Origin of the sequence: Mycolicibacter terrae, from assembly GCF_010727125.1 — a bacterium.
Classification (GTDB): domain Bacteria; phylum Actinomycetota; class Actinomycetes; order Mycobacteriales; family Mycobacteriaceae; genus Mycobacterium; species Mycobacterium terrae.
The window spans coordinates 1,239,732-1,257,947 of the sequence record NZ_AP022564.1; the positions used below are offsets into that span (position 1 = coordinate 1,239,732).

Annotated in this window: 15 protein-coding genes and 1 tRNA gene; 8 read left to right on the forward strand and 8 right to left on the reverse strand. The window is 68.2% G+C overall.

The genetic code is table 11. From position 1 onward, the window contains the following. Positions 1 to 38: 38 nt before the first annotated feature. Both G6N23_RS06000 and G6N23_RS06005 read right to left on the reverse strand, forming a co-directional pair. Positions 39 to 887, reverse strand: coding sequence for a TOMM precursor leader peptide-binding protein (locus G6N23_RS06000; RefSeq protein ID WP_085261978.1), 849 nt, complete (start codon positions 885 to 887; stop codon positions 39 to 41). A 109-nt stretch (positions 888 to 996) separates the two neighbouring features. Further along, the gene (locus G6N23_RS06005; protein WP_085261979.1) at positions 997 to 2,385 is read right to left on the reverse strand and encodes a zinc-dependent metalloprotease; all 1,389 of its coding nucleotides are present in this window, start codon (positions 2,383 to 2,385) and stop codon (positions 997 to 999) included. Positions 2,386 to 2,496: 111 nt separating this feature from the next. Between G6N23_RS06005 and G6N23_RS06010 the strand changes: the two genes are divergently transcribed. Both G6N23_RS06010 and G6N23_RS06015 read left to right on the forward strand, forming a co-directional pair. Beyond that, positions 2,497 to 3,516 carry a YlbL family protein gene (locus G6N23_RS06010; protein ID WP_085261980.1) on the forward strand — a complete coding sequence of 340 codons (1,020 nt, stop codon included), beginning with the start codon at positions 2,497 to 2,499 and terminating at the stop codon, positions 3,514 to 3,516. A 56-nt stretch (positions 3,517 to 3,572) separates the two neighbouring features. After that, positions 3,573 to 6,533 (forward strand): UPF0182 family protein, encoded by a 2,961-nt coding sequence (locus tag G6N23_RS06015; RefSeq protein ID WP_085261981.1) that lies wholly within the window; start codon positions 3,573 to 3,575, stop codon positions 6,531 to 6,533. Between the two features lie 31 nt (positions 6,534 to 6,564). Here G6N23_RS06015 and G6N23_RS06020 read toward each other — a convergent pair whose 3' ends face one another. Continuing rightward, entirely contained in the window at positions 6,565 to 7,347 is a 783-nt protein-coding gene (locus tag G6N23_RS06020; RefSeq protein WP_234808682.1) for an oxygenase MpaB family protein, read from the reverse strand. Between the two features lie 184 nt (positions 7,348 to 7,531). Between G6N23_RS06020 and G6N23_RS06025 the strand changes: the two genes are divergently transcribed. After that, positions 7,532 to 7,605: transfer RNA gene (locus G6N23_RS06025), tRNA-Met, on the forward strand. Positions 7,606 to 7,863: 258 nt separating this feature from the next. Beyond that, complete coding sequence (locus tag G6N23_RS06030) at positions 7,864 to 9,144, forward strand: APC family permease (RefSeq protein ID WP_085261982.1); 1,281 nt, start codon at positions 7,864 to 7,866, stop codon at positions 9,142 to 9,144. A 22-nt stretch (positions 9,145 to 9,166) separates the two neighbouring features. On the opposite strand, the gene G6N23_RS06035 is transcribed toward G6N23_RS06030, so the two are convergent. Together G6N23_RS06035 and G6N23_RS06040 are read right to left on the reverse strand one after the other, a co-directional pair. Beyond that, the gene (locus G6N23_RS06035; RefSeq protein WP_085261983.1) at positions 9,167 to 10,573 is read right to left on the reverse strand and encodes a TIGR00366 family protein; all 1,407 of its coding nucleotides are present in this window, start codon (positions 10,571 to 10,573) and stop codon (positions 9,167 to 9,169) included. A 154-nt stretch (positions 10,574 to 10,727) separates the two neighbouring features. Then, positions 10,728 to 11,666, reverse strand: coding sequence for a LipP1 family hormone-sensitive lipase (locus tag G6N23_RS06040; protein WP_085261984.1), 939 nt, complete (start codon positions 11,664 to 11,666; stop codon positions 10,728 to 10,730). A gap of 79 nt (positions 11,667 to 11,745) precedes the next feature. On the opposite strand from G6N23_RS06040, the gene G6N23_RS06045 reads away from it, so the two are divergent. Next, positions 11,746 to 12,129: a MerR family transcriptional regulator gene (locus G6N23_RS06045; protein ID WP_085261985.1), complete on the forward strand. Its 384-nt coding sequence runs from the start codon at positions 11,746 to 11,748 to the stop codon at positions 12,127 to 12,129. 98 nt (positions 12,130 to 12,227) lie between these two features. Here the strand turns inward: G6N23_RS06045 and G6N23_RS06050 are convergent, their stop codons facing one another. Continuing rightward, positions 12,228 to 13,205, reverse strand: coding sequence for an NADPH:quinone oxidoreductase family protein (locus G6N23_RS06050; RefSeq protein WP_085261986.1), 978 nt, complete (start codon positions 13,203 to 13,205; stop codon positions 12,228 to 12,230). Between the two features lie 107 nt (positions 13,206 to 13,312). On the opposite strand from G6N23_RS06050, the gene G6N23_RS06055 reads away from it, so the two are divergent. After that, positions 13,313 to 14,296, forward strand: coding sequence for an alpha/beta fold hydrolase (locus G6N23_RS06055; protein ID WP_234808683.1), 984 nt, complete (start codon positions 13,313 to 13,315; stop codon positions 14,294 to 14,296). Positions 14,297 to 14,301: 5 nt separating this feature from the next. Then, positions 14,302 to 15,300 (forward strand): TIGR03617 family F420-dependent LLM class oxidoreductase, encoded by a 999-nt coding sequence (locus G6N23_RS06060; protein WP_085262253.1) that lies wholly within the window; start codon positions 14,302 to 14,304, stop codon positions 15,298 to 15,300. A gap of 14 nt (positions 15,301 to 15,314) precedes the next feature. Here the strand turns inward: G6N23_RS06060 and G6N23_RS06065 are convergent, their stop codons facing one another. Both G6N23_RS06065 and G6N23_RS06070 read right to left on the reverse strand, forming a co-directional pair. Next, a complete protein-coding gene (locus G6N23_RS06065) occupies positions 15,315 to 16,430 on the reverse strand; it encodes an Rv3169 family protein (protein WP_085261987.1) in 1,116 nt (371 codons plus the stop codon). Next, entirely contained in the window at positions 16,430 to 17,551 is a 1,122-nt protein-coding gene (locus G6N23_RS06070) for a phosphotransferase family protein (protein ID WP_372508886.1), read from the reverse strand. The genes G6N23_RS06065 and G6N23_RS06070 overlap by 1 nt, the downstream gene beginning before the upstream one ends. 63 nt (positions 17,552 to 17,614) lie before the next feature. Here G6N23_RS06070 and G6N23_RS06075 point away from each other — a divergent pair, with 63 nt between their 5' ends. After that, complete coding sequence (locus G6N23_RS06075; RefSeq protein ID WP_085261989.1) at positions 17,615 to 18,214, forward strand: TetR/AcrR family transcriptional regulator; 600 nt, start codon at positions 17,615 to 17,617, stop codon at positions 18,212 to 18,214. Positions 18,215 to 18,216 lie beyond the last annotated feature (2 nt).

Sequence of the window (18,216 nt, forward strand, 5' to 3'; positions counted from 1 at the left end):
GGTCACCGCGGGTGAAATTGCCGGTAGGAGGCGCGACGTCAGCAATTGCACAGCGGGTGGCGGGTCCAGCGCCGCGTCATGATCGACCCGGTGGCCAGATCCAATTCCAGGGTGGCGTTGAGCGTCGGAGGGGGAGCAAGGGCCCGGTCGGCGGCGATCCCGCGCACCGCCGCGATCACCCGGTCGACCTGGCTCAATGCCAGGGCCACCGTCGCCAGCACCGTGGCGCGGTCGGTGTGGGCGACGGTGTCGCGCAGCTGGGCGGCCACCGCCGGCCAGGAGGCGTCCCGGTCGCGGCGATGCAGGTCGGCGCAGCCCAGACAGCTGGTCCTACCGGGAAGGACCAGCGGGCCGACCACGCCGGTGCCGTCGCGCACCCGCACCGGCAGGTGCGGCACCCGCTCGGCGTGTAACTCGCGCACCAGCCGCGGGTCGGCGACCAGATAGTCCGTCAGCACCACCAGATCCGAGCCGGCGGTGCTCACCTCGGCATGCCGGTGGCTGCTGTGCCGAACCACGGCGCCCGAGCAGCGCAGCGACTCGACCAGCAGATCCGACAGCGGCCCGCGGCCGTGCACCCGCAGCGACACCGCGTGGCGCGGCCGGCGCGGGCCGCCGTGGCGGACGACGACGCGCGCGTCGAGCAGCTCGGCCAGCAGGCCGTCCAGCTCCGCGCCGTCCACCGGGCCGTGCCGGGCGGCCTCGGTCCGCAGCTCGGCAGCGGTGGTCGGGGTCTGCATGCAGCGCAGCACGGCGGCCAGGCCGGGAGCGCTCAGGCCGCGGGGTGGCTGCACCAGTACGGCCCGTCGAGGATCCCAACCGATCTGCACCGCCCCGTCCGGGCGCAGCAACACCGGCCGTGCCGGGTCCAGCGCGTAGGCGGGCATCTCGGAATCAAGCCTGCTCACGGGCCGACCCTGTCACGCCGGACGGTGCCGGCGACTCCCGTTATGCACAGGGGTCGGAGGGCCGGGAAGGCCTGACACCCCGGCGCCGTCAGTCGTCGCGGGCGCCGTCGGTGTCGCCGGCGTCGTCGGCGTCGCGCTGGAACTGCGCGATCGCCTGGTCGATCGCGGAGTCGATGCCGCTGGTGTCACCGCCGAGGATCCGGTCGATGAATGCGGCCGGGTCGTCGAGGTCGGAAGCCTCGGGCAGCAGGTCGGGGTGCTGCCACACCCTGTCGCGCGCGTCGACCCCGACGGCCGCGGTCAGCCGCTCCCACAGCACCGCGGCCTCGGCCAGCTTGCGGGGGCGCAGTTCCAGGCCGACCAGGGTGGCGAAGGTCTGCTCGGCCGGGCCGCCGGTGGCCCGGCGGCGGCGCAGTGTCTCCGACAGTGCGGCGGTGCCCGGGATCCGGTCGCCCAGCGCCGCGGTCACCACCGTGCGCACCCAGCCCTCGATCAGGGCCAGCAGGGTCTCCAGCCGCTCCAGCGCGGCCAGCTGTTCGGGAGTCGATTTGGGTTCGAACACGCCCTGATTGAGCAGGTCCGCCATGGCCGAGGGGTCGCCCATCGACATCGGGTCGAAGCCCTGGGCCAGCTCCTCGATGCCACGGATGTCGATCTTCATGCCCCGGGCGTAGGCCTCCACGGTGTTCAACAGCTGGTTGGCCAGCCACGGCACGTGCGAGAACAGCCGGTGATGCGCGGCTTCGCGGGCGGCCAGGAAGGTGACGATCTCGCTGCGTGGCTGCTCCAGACCGGCGGCCAGTTCCTCGATCGCGCCGGGCAACAGTGCGGCAATCCCTTTGGGGCCCAGCGGTAATCCGATATCGGTCGAGGTCAGTACCTCCCCGGACAACCGGCCCAGGGCCTGGCCCAGCTGCGATCCGAACGCCAGCCCGCCCATCTGGCCCATCACCGACATCAGCGGACCGGCCATGCTCTTGGCCTCCTCCGGCAGCGCCGAGGCCCACACCGACGAGACCTGCTCGGCCATCGGGTCGCACAGCCGTTGCCAGGTGGCCATGGTGTGCTCCACCCAGTCCACCGGGGTCCACGCGACCGTGCTGGTGGTGCCCGCCGGCAACGAGGTCACACCGTTGAGCCACGTCTCGGCCAGGTGTACCGCATCGCCGATGGCGGTGTTGGTGGAGGCGGTGACGGGCGCGACCGAACCGATCGACTTCGCCGCGACCTGGCGGGCCAGCTCGTAGTTCACCGGCCCGGCCGGCCGGCCGCCGGCGGCCACCGTGCCGGCCCCGCTGAACATCTGGCCGAGCTGGGTGAAGATCTGGCCCAGGTCGCCGATGTTGAAAGCGCCCCCCGTTTCAAACCCCATGCCGAACGGATCGGTCGGCCCGGGGCCCGAACGGGGATCGCTCCCCTCGGGCCGCTCGCGGTCGGGGTCGTCCCCGGAAGAGAAACCGAAGGGCAGATCAGCCATAGACACAACCGTACCCACCCGGCATCCGGCGATGTGCGATACGCAGCCGCCGTTGGCCCGGCCCGCCCCGGATCGGACCGGCCCGGGCCGCGGCCGTTTACCATACCCGGGGTGAACAGGCGATTTCTGACGCTGTTGGCGGCGCTGCTGCCGGTGCTCGTGTTCGGCGTGCTGCTGGCGGCGGTGACCGTGCCCTTTGTGTCGCTGGGGCCGGGTCCCACCTTCGACACCCTGGGGATGGTCGAGGGCAAGCAGGTGGTCGACATCCAGGGCACCAAGACGCACCCCACCACGGGTCATCTGAACATGACCACGGTGTCTCAGCGTGACGGTCTGACACTGGGCGAGGCGCTGGCTCTGTGGCTGTCCGGACGCGAACAGCTCATGCCCCGTGACCTGGTCTATCCGCCCGGCAAGTCCCGGGAGGAAGTCGATGAGGACAACGACGCCGACTTCCGGGCGTCCGAGCAGAGCGCCGAATACGCCGCGCTGGGTTATCTGCGCTACCCGAGCGCGGTCACCCTTGCCGACGTCCATGATCCCGGGCCGTCGGCGGGCGCACTGCAGCGCGGTGACGCCGTGGACGCGGTCGACGGCGAACCCGTCTACACCGTCGCACAGTTCACCGCCCGGTTGGCCGACACCAAGCCCGGCGACACGGTGGCCATCGACTACCGGCGCAAGAACGCCGCACCCGGCACAGCGCGGATTACGCTGGGAGAGAACAAGGACCGCCCCAACGGATTTTTGGGCGTGTCGGTGCTCGACGCGCCGTGGGCGCCGTTCAGCATCGACTTCAATCTCGCCAACATCGGCGGCCCCTCGGCGGGCCTGATGTTCTCCCTGGCCGTCGTCGACAAACTCAGCACCGGCGGGCTGGCCGGCCAGAACTTCATCGCCGGCACCGGGGTGATCAAGGCCAACGGTGAGGTCGACGCGATCGGCGGCATCACGCACAAGATGATCGCGGCCAAAGAGGCCGGCGCCACGGTATTTCTGGTCCCGGCCGAGAACTGCTACGAGGCCCGATCGGACAATAACGGGTTGCAACTGATCAAGGTCGACAGCCTCGCCCAGGCGGTGGATGCGTTGCGAACCCTCACCGGTGGAGGTCAGCCGCCCTCTTGCTGAGTCCGGAGTTGGCTACAGTGGGGCCGTCAGCACAACCGAGCTAGGGAGCGTGGCACGTGGGGATGCGGCCCACCGCGAGAATGCCGAAGTTGACCGCGCGCAGCCGGATCATGATCGGGAGCGCTCTCGCCGTGATTCTGTTGCTGTTGGTCGGACCGCGGCTGATCGACGGCTACGTCGACTGGTTGTGGTTCGGGGAGCTGGGCTACCGCTCGGTGTTCGTCACGACCCTGCTGACCCGCCTGATCGCCTTCGTGGTGGCGGGTCTGGTCGTCGGCGGAATCGTGTTCGCCGGGCTGGCAATGGCCTTCCGGGCCCGGCCGGTGTTCGTGCCCTCGGGCGGCGCCAACGATCCGGTGGCGCGCTATCGCACCGCGGTGTTGTCGCGGCTGCGGCTGGTCGGATTCGGGATCCCGGCCGGCATCGGCCTGCTGGCCGGAATCGTTGCCCAGAGCTACTGGGTGCGCATCCAGCTGTTCCTGCGTGGCGGTGACTTCGGGATCGCCGATCCGCAGTTCGGCAAGGACCTCGGGTTCTACGCCTTCGACCTGCCGTTCTACCGGCTGGTGGTGGGGTTGCTGCTGGTGACGTTCTTCTTGGCCACCGTGGCGAACCTGACGACCCATTACATTTTCGGCGGCATCCGGTTGTCCGGCCGTGCCGGCGCCCTGAGCCGCCCGGCGCGCATCCAGGTGGTCAGCCTGATCGGCACCCTGGTGCTGCTCAAGGCCGCCGCCTACTGGCTGGACCGCTACGAGCTGCTCAGCCACACCCGCACCGGCAAGCCGTTCACCGGGGCCGGCTACACCGACATCAACGCGGTGTTGCCCGCCAAGATGATCCTGCTGGCGATCGCGCTGATCTGCGCGGTCGCGGTGTTCTCCGCGATCGTGCTGCGTGACTTGCAGATTCCGGCGATCGGCCTGGTGCTGTTGCTGCTGTCGTCGGTGATCGTCGGCGCGGGCTGGCCGCTGATCGTGGAACAGTTCAGCGTCAAACCCAACGCGGCGCAGAAGGAGAGCGAATACATCTCGCGTTCGATCGCCGCGACCAGGCAGGCCTACGGGCTGACCGAGGACGTGGTCACCTACCGCGACTACAGCGGTGACGCGCGGGCCACGGCCGCACAGGTGGGCGCCGATGTCGCCACCACGTCCAACATCCGGTTGCTGGACCCGACGATCGTCAGCCCCGCGTTCACCCAGTTCCAGCAGGGCAAGAACTTCTACTTCTTCCCCGACCAGCTCACCATCGACCGCTATCGCGACAGCGACGGCCAGCTGCGCGACTACGTGGTCGCCGCCCGTGAGCTCAACCCCGATCGGCTGATCGACAACCAGCGCGACTGGATCAACCGACACACCGTCTACACCCACGGCAACGGGTTCATCGCCTCGCCGGCCAACACGGTGCGCGGGATCGCCAACGACCCCAACCAGAACGGCGGCTACCCAGAGTTCCTGGCGAACGTGGTCGGCGCCAACGGCACGGTGGTCTCCGACGGGCCGGCCCGGCTGGACCAGCCGCGCGTCTACTACGGTCCGGTGATCGCCGACACCGTCGCCGATTACGCGATCGTCGGACGCAACGGCCCGGACCGCGAATACGACTACGAGACCAACGTCGAGACGAAGAACTACACCTACACCGGTGCCGGCGGTGTACACATCGGAAACTGGCTGGCCCGCAGCGTGTTCGCCGCGAAGTTCGCCGAACGCAACTTCTTGTTCTCCAATGTGATCGGCTCGGACAGCAAGATTCTGTTCAACCGCGACCCCGCCGGCCGGGTGCAGGCGGTGGCGCCGTGGCTGACCACCGATTCCACGGTGTACCCGGCGATCGTCAACAAGCGGTTGGTGTGGATCATCGACGGCTACACCACGCTGGACAATTACCCCTACTCGCAGCTGACCTCGCTGTCGTCGGCGACCGCGGACTCCAAAGAGGTGGAGTTCAACCGGCTGCTGCCCGACCGGCGGGTGTCCTACATCCGCAACTCGGTGAAGGCCACCGTCGACGCCTACGACGGAACCGTGAGCCTCTACGCCCAGGACGAGGCCGACCCGGTGCTCAAGGCGTGGATGAGGGTGTTCCCCGGGACGGTCAAGCCCAAGTCGGAGATCTCGCCCGAGCTCGCCGAGCACTTGCGGTACCCCGAGGACCTGTTCAAGGTGCAGCGGATGCTGCTGGCCAAGTACCACGTCAACGACCCGATCACGTTCTTCTCCACGTCGGACTTCTGGGACGTGCCGTTGGACCCCAACCCGACCGCCAGCAGCTTCCAGCCGCCGTACTACATCGTCGCGAAAAACCTTGTCAAAGAAGACGGTTCGGCGTCCTATCAGCTGACCAGCGCGATGAACCGGTTCAAACGCGACTATCTCGCCGCCTACATCTCCGCCAGCTCGGACCCGGACACCTACGGCAAGATCACCGTGCTGACCATTCCCGGTCAGGTCAACGGCCCCAAGCTGGCCAACAACGCGATCACCACCGACACCGCCGTCAGCCAGGACCTCGGGGTGATCGGGCGCGACAACCAGAACCGCATCCGGTGGGGCAACCTGCTCACCCTGCCGGTGGCTCAGGGCGGGCTGCTCTACGTCGAACCGGTCTATGCGTCTCCGGGTGCCAGCGACGCGTCGTCGTCCTACCCGCGGCTGATCCGGGTGGCGATGATGTACAACGACAAGATCGGCTACGGCCCGACGGTCTCCGATGCGCTCACCGGTCTGTTCGGGCCCGGAGCCAGCGCGGCGGCGACCGACATCGCGCCCACCGAGGGCGGCACCGCGACCCAGCAGCACCCGCCGGCGGCCGTTCCGCCCGCAGCGGCGGTGCCGGCACCCCCGGCGGGCAATGCTGGGCTGTCTCCGGCGAAGGTCGCTGCGCTGCACGAGATCGAGGCGGCGATCAACGCGGTGCGCGAGACCCAGCGCCGGGGCGATTTCGCGGCCTACGGGTCGGCGCTGCAGCGCCTCGATGACGCGATGGCGAAGTTCAACAGCGCTAAGTAGCGGCCGTTAGGTGTTCAGGCGCCCGCGCCTGTCAGGCGGATTCCCGCTTGATGTCCGTGCGAAGTGCGGCGCGCGCCCGGGCATTCCAGTGGTGTCGGGGCGCAAGTGTGGACAGTCGAGCCAGCTGGGCGAACTGCCGCAGCGCTAAATGGTCGGCGGCCGTGACGGTGATCCCGGTGAGTTCCCGGGCCCGCGGGTGCTGCAGCGCCCGGATGGCCCGATGCGGGACCGCGCGCATCCACCAGTCGGTCGGAGCGAAAATCTGCTCGCGGAACGGTTCGAAGTGCGGCCCGGCGACAAGCTCTGTCTGACAGTAGTTCTCGAAATAGTCGACGAACTTCGGCCAGCTCGGCGGCATCGATCGGCTTGATATGCCGTAGCGGCGGTACCAGGCGCAGCACTCCTGGTAGAGCTGCTCGTGTTCGCTCCCGTCCAGCGGCCGGATGAAGGTGTTGACCATGACGAACAGGGATTCGACGTATGCGGCATGCTGAAAATGAAAGGTTTCGGGGCTGAGCGCATGATATTTCTGGCCGAAACCGTCCACGCCCTTGACGTGTTCGTGGGAGAACCGGATCTGAGGGCTCATGTCGGCATCGGTGTAGACGTAGTTGACCGCCTGGGTGACGGTCCGCTTCTTGTGCAGCCAGATGCGATCGCGCATCAGCGCGTGCTCGGTGATGCCGGCGGCGATGCCCGGATGCAGCATCAGCAGACACACCGCCCTGGGCAACACGAAAAGAAAACGCCGGTCGGCCAGCACATGCCACAGCATGCTGTTCCGGTCCAGGCCCTGCACCACGGGTGACGACATGATCAGATCAGTGCCTTGCCGCACCGGTCAGCCGGTCGACGTTGGTCTGCGATCTCAGGCATCTGTCGATTCTCCCGCTGCGTTGGCGCTGTCCTCAATGGGGGGTCGGCGCGAGGCGGCAGCAGCGTTCGGGCCAGGCGATTTGGCGGCTCGGCCGTCCGTTCGGTAACCTCAGAGCTACCGACGCGGGGTGGAGCAGCTCGGTAGCTCGCTGGGCTCATAACCCAGAGGTCGCAGGTTCGAATCCTGTCCCCGCTACTAGTGAGAACGGCCCCCGGAGACTCCTCCGGGGGCCGTTGTCGTCTCCGCTGGAAGGCGTTTTCGGGAAACGGGCACCAGAGCTGACTGGGGCGGGACAGGTCGTGGTGACAGGAGCTGTCTCGGCCGTCTGGAGCTGGCGGGTCGCCCGGATCAGGCCACGGTCATGCAGCGGACATGCCTGCGCCATCCACCAGCGAATATCGTGAACAGATCACTCGGTGCCATGTCGACGCGTTTGCGGGGTGAGGATCTTCGATGCCGGACAAACCGCACAGACCGGACAGGCCCGCGCCCGCGGCATTGCCTCGCCAATTGGGTGTTTTCGACGCGGTGACGATCGGGCTGGGGTCCATGGTCGGCGCCGGGATCTTCGTGGCATTGGCCCCGGCGGCGCGAGCGGCTGGCGGGGCCCTGCTGGCGGGGTTGGGGATCGCGGCGGTCATCGCATACTGCAATGCGACCTCCTCGGCACGTTTGGCGGCGGTGTATCCGATCTCCGGGGGCACGTATGTGTACGGGCGTGAGCGCCTCGGGCCCTTGTGGGGGCACCTGGCCGGGTGGGGGTTCGTGGTCGGCAAGACCGCGTCGTGTGCGGCGATGGCGTTGACGGTCGGCTTCTATGCGTGGCCGGAGCATCCGCACGCGGTCGCGGTGGCCGCCGTGGCGGCGTTGACCGCGGTGAACCTGGTGGGCGTGCAGAAGTCGGCGTGGCTGACGCGGGTGATCGTGGCTGTCGTGCTGGCGGTGCTGGCCGCGGTGATCGTTACCGCTCTCGGCGCCCACAGCGTCGCACCGGTGGGGGCCGGCGGGTCCTCGCCATCGGCGGGCGGAGTACTCCAGGCGGCGGGATTGCTGTTCTTCGCCTTCGCCGGCTACGCACGTATCGCCACGTTGGGCGAAGAGGTGCGTGACCCATCCCGCACCATTCCCAGGGCGATCCCGATCGCTCTGGGTATCACGTTGGCGGTCTACGCGCTGGTAGCGGTCGCGGCATTGAATATCCTTGGCCCGCAGGGCCTTGCCGAATCTTCTGCGCCTCTGGCGCAGATCGCCACCGAGGCCGGTGCGCATTGGTTGACCCCGGTGGTACGGATCGGGGCGGTGGTCGCTGCCATGGGATCGTTGCTGGCGCTGATCTTGGGGGTGTCGCGCACGACGCTGGCAATGGCCCGCGACCGATATCTGCCACCCGTGCTGGCAGCGGTGCATCCGCGGTTCGGGGTGCCTCATCGCGCCGAGCTGGGCGTGGGTGTCGTGGTCGCGATCCTGGCTGCCACCACCGATATCCGTGCCGCTATCGGATTCTCGTCGTTCGCCGTCCTGGTCTCCTACGCGGTGGCGAATGCCTCCGCCTGGACGTTGTCGGCCGGGGAGGGCCGTCCACCACGGCTGATCCCGATCATCGGGCTGGCCGGGTGCGTGATCGTGGCGTTCGCATTGCCGCTCTCCTCGATCCTGGCTGGGATCGCGGTGTTCGCCGTCGGAATCGCCGCCTACGGTGCGCGGCAGTTCGGCGCGGCGAGCGGGAACTCCTAGGCGAGAGGGCGACAGTTCCCGCTCACATCACCCACGGCGCAATCAACGTCATCGTCCCCAGCACCGCCAAGCCGATCACAAAAGCCACGACCGTAAAGCCCATCACCTGGCGCACATGGAGTTTGGCGATGGCCAGTAGCGGCAGCAGCCAGAACGGCTGGATCATGTTCGCCACGCCCTCACCGACGGCGACGGCCATGGAGATCAACCCGAGGTAGGCGGGTGAGTGCTGGCCGATCGCCAGTGCCGAGTCGACGGCGATCGGGCCCTGCACCGCCCAATGACCTCCTCCGGATGGCACGAACAGGCTGATGATCACCGAGCCGATGAACGTCAGGAAGGGCAGCGTGTACTGCGTCGCGCCGTTCACCAGCGTCTGGGCCAGCAGTGTCTGCAGCGGCGTGGAGTCCTCGGCGCCCTGATACGCCAGCAGACCGACCAGGCCGCCGTACAGCGGGTATTGCAGCAGCAGTGGGCCAGACACCTTCGCGGCGCCGGTGAACGCCCGGATGAAGCGGATCGGTGTGCGGTGCAGCAGCGCACTGGTGATGGTGAACAGCATGATCATCGAGGAGATGTTCAGCGCCATACCACTCATCACGAAATACCCGACACCCGCGACGAACACGAGCACGTTGAGGATCCATTGGTTTTCCAGCCATTCGGCGAACGTCTTGCCGCTCTGCGGCTCGACCAGCTGTTCTTCGTCTTCGAACACGGCGGTATCCGGCGCAAGGGCGGCGGATGGCTCCATCCGCCATACCGCGAGCGCGAGCGCCGCCAGCACGATGATCGCCGCCAGCCAGCTGTAGGGCTGGAAGATGGTCTGGCTCAACGGCACGGTGAATCCGGCGATCTTGTGGATCACGTTGATGGGGCTGCTGGCATCGGTGTTCGCCAGCGCTATCGACGATGACAGTCCCTGTGTCCAGACGATGAAGCCCATGAACGCCGCGGCGATCAGGTAGCCGAAATGCGAGTCGGGGAAACGGCGTGCGACCTGCCGGGCGACCAGTGCACCGGCCACCAGCCCGAGGCCCCAGTTCACCAGGGACAGAACGGCGCTCACGGTGAAACACAGCAGCGCCCCCTGCACCTGATTTCGGGGTGTTCCCGCGACGCGGACGATGGCCCGCTTGAGCACCGGCGCCTCGGCCAGTGTGTAGCCCGTCACAAGGATCAGCACCATCTGAAAGGCGAACGTGAAGATGTTCTCCCGCCCCCACACCCCGCTGTACCAGGCGGTCAACATGCCCGAAGCCGATGCTCCGCGCACCAGCACAGCGACCATGCCGGCGACGATGATCGTGAGGATCACCGCGAACAGATAGGGATCCGGCATCAGGCGTTCGACGTAGCGGACGCTCAGCCCGGTGAGCGATTGGATGACACCCCGACGTTTGACCTGGTGCGCCGAGCGCGTCGTCATGGCGTTGCCCCTTCCCTCGAACCGCTCGCACGGCGCCAGTTGAGCAGGCGCTCATCCTGTCATCGCTTCAGCACATGGTGGCGTGCAGGGCGGCTCCGGTCATCGCCGCGAGGGCCGCCGCCTTCGCGCTGGAGGGAAGCTACGACGTCGCCCGTCAATCCCGCGGAGACACCGGCGCCTGCGCGAGCGCGGCGGCGATGTCGTCCAGCGCACGTCCGGCGTCGTCGAAGGGCCCGCGGATGAACTCGTGGATCATGCCGTCGTAGCGATTGACGGTGGTGCGAACCCCGGCCTCCCGCAGTCGCGCGCCGTACTGCTCGCCCTCGTCGCGTAGCGCGTCGAACTCGGCGGTGACGATGAATGCCGGTGGGAGGTCTTCCAGGTTGGGGGCCAGCAGCGGCGAGACATGCGGGTCGAGCTTCTCGTGCTCGCCGGTGAGGTAGTGGTCCATGAACCAATGCTGGGTCGCCCGGCTGATGTTGCCGTACTTGCCCGCGAACTCCCGGATCGAGACGTTCGATCGCCGGAAATCCACGTCGGGGTAGATCAGTACCTGGTGTGCGATCACCGGACCGCCGGCGTCGCGTGCCATCAGGGCGACAACGGCGGCCAGGTTCCCGCCGGCGCTGTCCCCGGCGACCGCGATGTCGGCGCCGTCGCCCCCGAACGTGGTGGCATTGTCGGCCACCCACGTCGTCGCAGCGAAGGCCGCGTTGATCGCGGCCGGATACTTGTGCTCGGGGGCCAGCGGATAGTCGACGGAGACGACGACCCGCCCGCAGCGGTTGGCCAGCGACCGGGCCAACTCGTCGTGGGTGTCGAGGTCGCCGAGCACGAAACCGCCGCCGTGGAAGAAGACGATCACCGGGCGCGACTCGTCCGGCCGCGGGTGATAGATCCGGATCGGCAGGTCGCCGGATTGCGTGGAGATGACGCGATCGCGAACGCTGGCGACGGCTTGGCCCTCGCCCAGGGCAGGCGTCATCAGACGCATGCCCTGGCGGACCTGGTCGGGGGCGAAGGCGTGCAGGTTGGCGAAGTTGCTGTCGGCCAGACGCTCCAGGTGTGCGCGGACCTGGGGATGTAGCGGCATGATGCTCGGTTTCCTTTCCTTGCGGTCGATTCATCGTTAGTGTCGGACTTGAAGCGCACTTCAAGTCAAGGGGAGAGCAATGCTGGACATCGCCGAGGTGGCCACTCGATCCGGCCTGGCGTCATCGGCACTGAGGTTCTATGAACGCCGCGGGCTGATCAGCTCGGGCGAGCGCAACGGCCTTCGCCGCACCTACGAACCCGAGGTGCTTGACCGCCTCGCGCTGATCAGCTGCGCCAAGGCGGCCGGGTTCACCCTCGCCCAGATCGAGCGGTTTCTGCGAGCCACGCCCAGTGACACCGAATTGCGGGCGCGAATGGCCGAGAAGGCGCGGCAACTCGACACCGAAATCGCGCGCCTGGTCCGGATGCGCGACAGCCTCACCCACGCTGTGACGTGCACCCACACCCCGCTGGTCGAGTGCCCTGAGTTCAAGGCACGCATCAACGATGCCGACAACTAGTTCGATGCCGCACTGAGGTCATCGGCATCGACACGACCGGTTGAGGCCGAAATCGGCCGGGGACGTGGCGATCCCACCGAAGCTGCCGCCGAGGTGCGCTAGTCCCGCATCCTCAGCACGACCTTGCCGGCCGCGGTGCGGTTCTCCAGCGCCGCCAGCGCATCGGCGGCCTGCTCCAGGGCGAACACTTCGGGTTGGGGCGCCGGCACCGTCCCGGAGGCCAACATCGGCTCCAGCGCCGACCACTGCCGCTCCAGCTCGCCCGGATGCGACATCACCCATGCGCCCCAGCCGACTCCGACCACGTCGATGTTGTTGAGCAGCAGCCGGTTTACCTTCACCGTCGGAATCTCACCGCCGGTGAACCCCACCACCAGCAGCTTCCCGCCCGGGGTCAACGAGCGCAGCGAGTCGGTGAACCGGTCACCGCCGACCGGGTCGAGCACCAGATCCACACCCTTGCCGCCGGTCAGTTCGGCCACCGCGTCGCGGAACCCGTCGGCCAGCACCGTGTCGGTGGCACCGGCGGCGCGGGCCACCTCGGCCTTGGCGGGGGTGGAGACCACGGCGATCACCCGCGAGGCTCCCAGCGGGCCGGCCAGTCGGAGCGTCGAGGTGCCGATGCCGCCGGCGGCGCCGTGCACCAGCACGCTGGCGCCCGCGGACAGCTTGCCCCGCGTGGTCAGCGCGAACATCACGGTGAGGTCGTTGAACAGCAGGCCCGCCCCGGCTTCGAAAGAGACCGTGTCCGGCAGCTTGAACACCTGAGCGGCGGGCAGCGCGATCACCTGCGCCATCGCGCCGTTGAGCATGGTCAGTGCCGCCACCCGGTCACCGGCGCGGACATGAGCGCCGGGCGGGGCGCTGCGCACCACGCCGGCGGCCTCCCCGCCCGGTATGAACGGCAGGTCGGGTTTGTGTTGGTAGAGCCCGCGGGACTGCAGCACGTCGGGGAAGGCCACCCCCGCGGCGTGAACGTCGATGACGACGGCATCGTCGTAGCCCGCCGGTTCGTCGAGGTCGACCAGCCGGGCGGCTGCCGGTCCGTCGAGCTGGGATATCTGTACTGCGCGCATGGGCGCCCCCTTCGTCAGCTGGAGAGCAGTGGCCTACCGAAAACCTAGACCACCGGGGCGGTACACTTTCGGTGCGGCAGTGTGGCCGCATCTTCTATGAGGTGGCCATGAGTTCTCCCAGGTCCCGTCGGCAGGTCCATGCCGGCAAGATCCCGGCGGCGTTGCCGTCCGGCCGAACCGTGGCGGTCCGGGCAGCCGACGGAACCCGACTGCACGCCGAGGTCTTCGGGCCACCCGACGGTTACCCGATCGTGCTGGCGCACGGCATCACCTGCGCGATCCGGGTCTGGCGCCATCAGATCGCCGACCTGACCCGGGACTACCGGGTGATCGCCTACGACCACCGTGGCCACGGGCGCAGCGAGGTGCCCAAGCGCGGCGGTTACAGCCTGACCCACCTGGCCTCCGATCTCGACTCGGTGCTCGAAGCCACCCTGGAGCCGGGGGAGCGCGCCGTGATCGCCGGGCACTCGATGGGTGGCATCGCCATCAGCGCCTGGTCGGATCGGTACCGGCACCGGGTCGCGCAGCGTGCCGACGCGGTCGCGCTGATCAACACCACCACCGGTGACCTGCTTGCGCACGTCGACTTGTTCCGGGTTCCGCCGCCGCTGCAGCAGGTGCGGGTGCAGACGGCGCGGCGCGTGCTGCTGACGTTCGGCAACGTCCCGATCATCGGGCCGGCGAACCTGGCCGTGCGGCAGTTCGTGCACATGCTTGCGGTCGGCGGCGAAGCCGAAGCCTCTGTCGCACAGGTGATCTGCGACCTTTTCGCCAAGACCCCGCCGGCCAGTCGCGGCCATTGGGTGCGGGTGCTCGTCGATTCCCTCGGCCCTTCGCACATCAGCCTGGAGGGTCTGACGGTCCCGACCCTGGTCATCGGCAGCACCCGCGACCGGCTGCTGCCGATCGTCGCATCGCACCGGATCGCCGCGACCGCACCGAATCTGGTCCGGTTCGTCGAAATGAGCGGGGGACACTGCTCGATCCTCGAGCACCCCGATGCGGTGAACCGCGAGCTGCGCGACCTCGTGGGGCTGGCCACCGGATCCGTTGACGGCCTGGCGGCCGATCGCGGAATCATCTCGTAGCGTTGTTGAAAGTCCTCACCGCGCTGAGCGGACTGATCGGGGTCGCCGATCAGGCCCGTGAACTGCGCGACGCCGGAGTGCACGGGGTGTTCACCTTCGAGGGCCCCCACGACGTGTTTGCGCCGTTGACCGTGGCGGCCGGTGTGGGCGGACTGGATCTGATGACCAACGTCGCGATCGCGTTTCCGCGCAACCCGATCCATCTGGCCCACCAGGCCAACGACCATCAGCTGCTCAGCGGTGGGCGGTTCGTCCTGGGTTTGGGCACCCAGGTGCGCGCCCAGGTCGAGAAGCGGTTCGGCGCCGCCTTCGACCACCCGGTGGACCGGATGGTCGAACTGATCGCGGCGCTACGGGCGATCTTCGAATCCTGGGACACCGGTGGGCGGCTGGACTTTCGCGGCGACTACTACCGGCACACGCTGATGACCCCGACGTTCAGTCCCGGACCGAACCCACACGGCGCTCCGCCGATCTACCTCGGCGCATTGGGACCCCGGCTGACCCGGGCGGCCGCCGAGCACGCGGACGGACTGCTGGTGATGCCGTTCTCCACCAAGCGGTTTCTGCACCAGCGCACGATGGCCGCGGTGCGCACCGGGCTGCAACGGGCCGGCCGGCACGCAGCGGAGTTCGCCGTGGTGCCCGAGGTCATCGTGGCCACCGGCGCCACCGATGCCGAGCGGGAGGCCGCCGAAGCCGCCACCCGGATGCTACTGGGCTTCTACGCGTCGACCCCGGCGTATGCGCCGGTGCTGGCCGAACACGGCTGGCAGGACCTGCAGCCCGAACTCAACGCGTTGTCCAAACAGGGCCGCTGGCCGGAGATGGGCGCGCGGATCGACGATGAGGTGTTGCACACCATCGCCGCGTGCGGCACTCCGGCGCAGGTGGCCGCCCACATCCGTGATCGGGTCGACGGAATCTCCGACACCGTCTGCATCTACCAGGCGGCGCCCATCGCCCCGGCGCTGATCGGCGAGATCGTCAGCGAACTGCGCTGAAAAAGGCGGCCCGGTCAGGGAGCCATGGTGACCCAGTCGGGGAATCCCGTCGGGGTGTGCCGGCCCAGCACACCGTGCTCGTAGAGCCCCCAGCCCTCCACCGGGGCGGCGTCGCCGTCGCGGCACACCGCACGCCCCACGTGGTCGATCATCCCGAAGCTGGTGCGCGCGAGGACGCCCGGATCGGTCATGTCGTAGGTCAGCCGCTCGGTGAATTTCTCGCCCTTCCACTGACCGTGCAGCCAGTCGGTGTCGCCGCCGTACCCGCCGCCGACGTGAATCGGCACCGGCAGTTTGGATTCCACCTCCAAGACCACCGGGGTGCCGTCCGGCCGGGTCGCTTCGATGGTGGCACCGGTGGCGATGCGGGTGCCGGAGCGGTAACGGGTGGAGACCCGCGGCCAGCCCAGCTGCTCGACGCGGCCGTCGTGCCAGATCCGGGTGCAGTCGTTGAGTGAGCGGAACCCGTCGGGCTCCTCCTGGATGATCAGCACCACCCCGAAGTCGTCGAACGCCATCGGTACATACAGCCACCACATACCGTCGAACGGCGGGTCGGCAGGCCGGCCCGCCGGCTCACGTTCGCCGACCGGGCGGATACCCCAGGACCGGTCACGCGATCCGATCCAGACCGAGGGGTCGACGGGGATCTCCTCGCCGTCGATGACGATCTGACCGCTCCACGAGCCGAGTTGGGCGAAGCGCTGCGCGTCCAGGGTGACCCGGTTGCCGGAGCGCAGGATGTGCCGCTGTTCCTGCACCACGTCGAACAGGCCCTGCCAGCGCAGGTCGACCGCGATGCCCGCGGTCTCCTCCAAGATCAGTCGCAGGGAGCGCAGCGGGTCGGTGACCTCGATGCGGTAGTTCCCGACGTGCTGGTTGAGCCGGTCGGAGTCGATGGCGTCCGAAAGATGCACCGCGGTCTGGGTGTCACCGCGGCGCACCAGCACGAAGGCGTCTTTCACGCCGAGATTGGGGTAGTAGCCGCAACCGGTGATCAAGAAGATGTCGCCGGTGCGGTCATGGGCATTCAGGTAGCAACGGTCGTAGAAGTTACGGTCCGAGGAGCCCGGCCAGGCGATCGGTTGCGGCAGTTGGTGAACCGGGTACTCGTCGAGTGGTCCCAACATCAGTTCTGTTCTCCGATCAGCTTTTTCAGCAATCCTGCATGGTAGAAGAGAGACTCGGGGTCGTCCGGTTTCTCCATCTCCCCGAAGTGCACCCGCCGAGCCCCGGTGCGCATGAACACGATCGCCCACATCAGGCCCGCGTAGGCGTAGAACCAGTGCAGGTCTCCGAGTTCGACACCGGTGAGCGCCTGGTAGGTGGCCCGGACGTCGTCCTCGCGCAGCACCTGTGGCAGCCCGGGCAATCCGGCCAGCCCGGCGAGTTCCTCGAACACCAGGTGCGCGAAGATCACCCACGACACGTCCAGTTCGCGCGGTCCCAGCGCCACCATCTCCCAATCCAGCACCGCGACCGGGCGGAAGTCGCGGTAGAGCACATTGCCCACCCGCGAGTCGCCCCAGCACAACACCGTCTCGCCGGCGGCCGCGTCGGGCGGCCAGTTCGCCTCCAGCCAGGCGATGGTGCGGTCCAGCAGCGGTGAGCGACCGATGTCGGGCACCGCGAACTCATACCAGTCGCGGATATGGGCGAAGTGCCGTTGCAGTGCGGATTCGCCGCTGCGGCCCTCGTCGAGGAAGTCGAACGTCGTTGCCGCGTTCGGGATCGCGTGCAGCTTGGCCAGTACCTCGACGGTGGTGTCCTGCAGGGTCCGCTGCTGTTCGGCGGCGGCGTCGGCGAACCAGTTGCTGCCGAAGGTGTAGGGCATGACGTCGGGCGGAACCTGGCCGTCGATGCGGTCCATCAGGAAGAACGGCCTGCCCAGGACCTCGCCGGTGGGTTCGATCCAGCGGACCTTCGGCACCGGGACGTCGGTGAGCTCACCGACCCGCCGCATCACCTCGAACTGATGGTCCAACCGGTAGGACGGGAATACCGGGACGTCTTCGTCCGCCGGCGCCACCCGCATCACCCAACGCTGCTCGACCGGGTCGCCGTCGGCGAGCCAACGGCCGGTGAGCATGATCGTCTCCGACGACATGCCGTTGGTGTCGACGCCGCTTTCCACGGTGATCTCCGGCGTGGCCCCGCCGGGCAACTGCGTCGAAAGCCAGCGAGACATTACCGTGGGCAGGGTGGTGACATCGCGGCTGGAACGCTGGATCCGGCCGACATCCCTTTCCACAGTCGGTTGGTCGACCACGGTTGCATCCTCCGTCACACTAATTACGATACGACAGGTAGCGTTATGAAAGCAGAACCTTCACCGGTTGACAAGGGACCCGGTGCCGGGCGGCCCCGTGATCCCCGTATCGACGCTGCCATATTGAAGGCCGCCGCGGAACTGGTTGTCGAGGTCGGATATTCGAATCTGAGCCTGGCGGCCGTCGCGGAGCGGGCCGGCACCACCAAGACCGCGCTGTACCGCCGGTGGCCCAGCAAGGCCGAACTGGTGCACGAGGCCGCGTTCGCGGTGCCGCCGAGCGCGGTGACCGCGCCCCCGGGCGATGTGGCCGGCGACCTGCGGGCGATGGTGGCCGGCGCGCGCGATGCGTTCACCAGCCCGGTGGTGCGCGCCGCCCTGCCCGGCCTGATCGCCGACATGGCCGGCAATGCCGAGCTGACCGCCCGCATCCTCGAACGATTCGAGGGCCTGTTCGGGGTGATGCGCCACTGGGTGGCCGATTCGGTGAGCCGCGGTGACGCGCGTGACGTGGATCCCGGCCGGCTGGTCGAATTGATCGGCGGCGCCACGCTGCTGGGCATGATGCTGCGCCCCGACGACGACCTCGGCGGTGACTGGGCGCAGCGGACGGCCGATATCATCGCCCACGGCGTGATGGCGTAGCG

Coding starts and splice junctions, on each gene's coding strand:
- G6N23_RS06000 (WP_085261978.1), bottom strand. CDS start 887: ATGCCCGCCTACGCGCTGGACCCGGCACGGCCGGTGTTGCTGCGCCCG.
- G6N23_RS06005 (WP_085261979.1), bottom strand. CDS start 2,385: ATGGCTGATCTGCCCTTCGGTTTCTCTTCCGGGGACGACCCCGACCGC.
- G6N23_RS06020 (WP_234808682.1), bottom strand. CDS start 7,347: ATGTCGTCACCCGTGGTGCAGGGCCTGGACCGGAACAGCATGCTGTGG.
- G6N23_RS06030 (WP_085261982.1), top strand. CDS start 7,864: ATGCCGGACAAACCGCACAGACCGGACAGGCCCGCGCCCGCGGCATTG.
- G6N23_RS06035 (WP_085261983.1), bottom strand. CDS start 10,573: ATGACGACGCGCTCGGCGCACCAGGTCAAACGTCGGGGTGTCATCCAA.
- G6N23_RS06040 (WP_085261984.1), bottom strand. CDS start 11,666: ATGCCGCTACATCCCCAGGTCCGCGCACACCTGGAGCGTCTGGCCGAC.
- G6N23_RS06045 (WP_085261985.1), top strand. CDS start 11,746: ATGCTGGACATCGCCGAGGTGGCCACTCGATCCGGCCTGGCGTCATCG.
- G6N23_RS06050 (WP_085261986.1), bottom strand. CDS start 13,205: ATGCGCGCAGTACAGATATCCCAGCTCGACGGACCGGCAGCCGCCCGG.
- G6N23_RS06055 (WP_234808683.1), top strand. CDS start 13,313: ATGAGTTCTCCCAGGTCCCGTCGGCAGGTCCATGCCGGCAAGATCCCG.
- G6N23_RS06065 (WP_085261987.1), bottom strand. CDS start 16,430: ATGTTGGGACCACTCGACGAGTACCCGGTTCACCAACTGCCGCAACCG.
- G6N23_RS06075 (WP_085261989.1), top strand. CDS start 17,615: ATGAAAGCAGAACCTTCACCGGTTGACAAGGGACCCGGTGCCGGGCGG.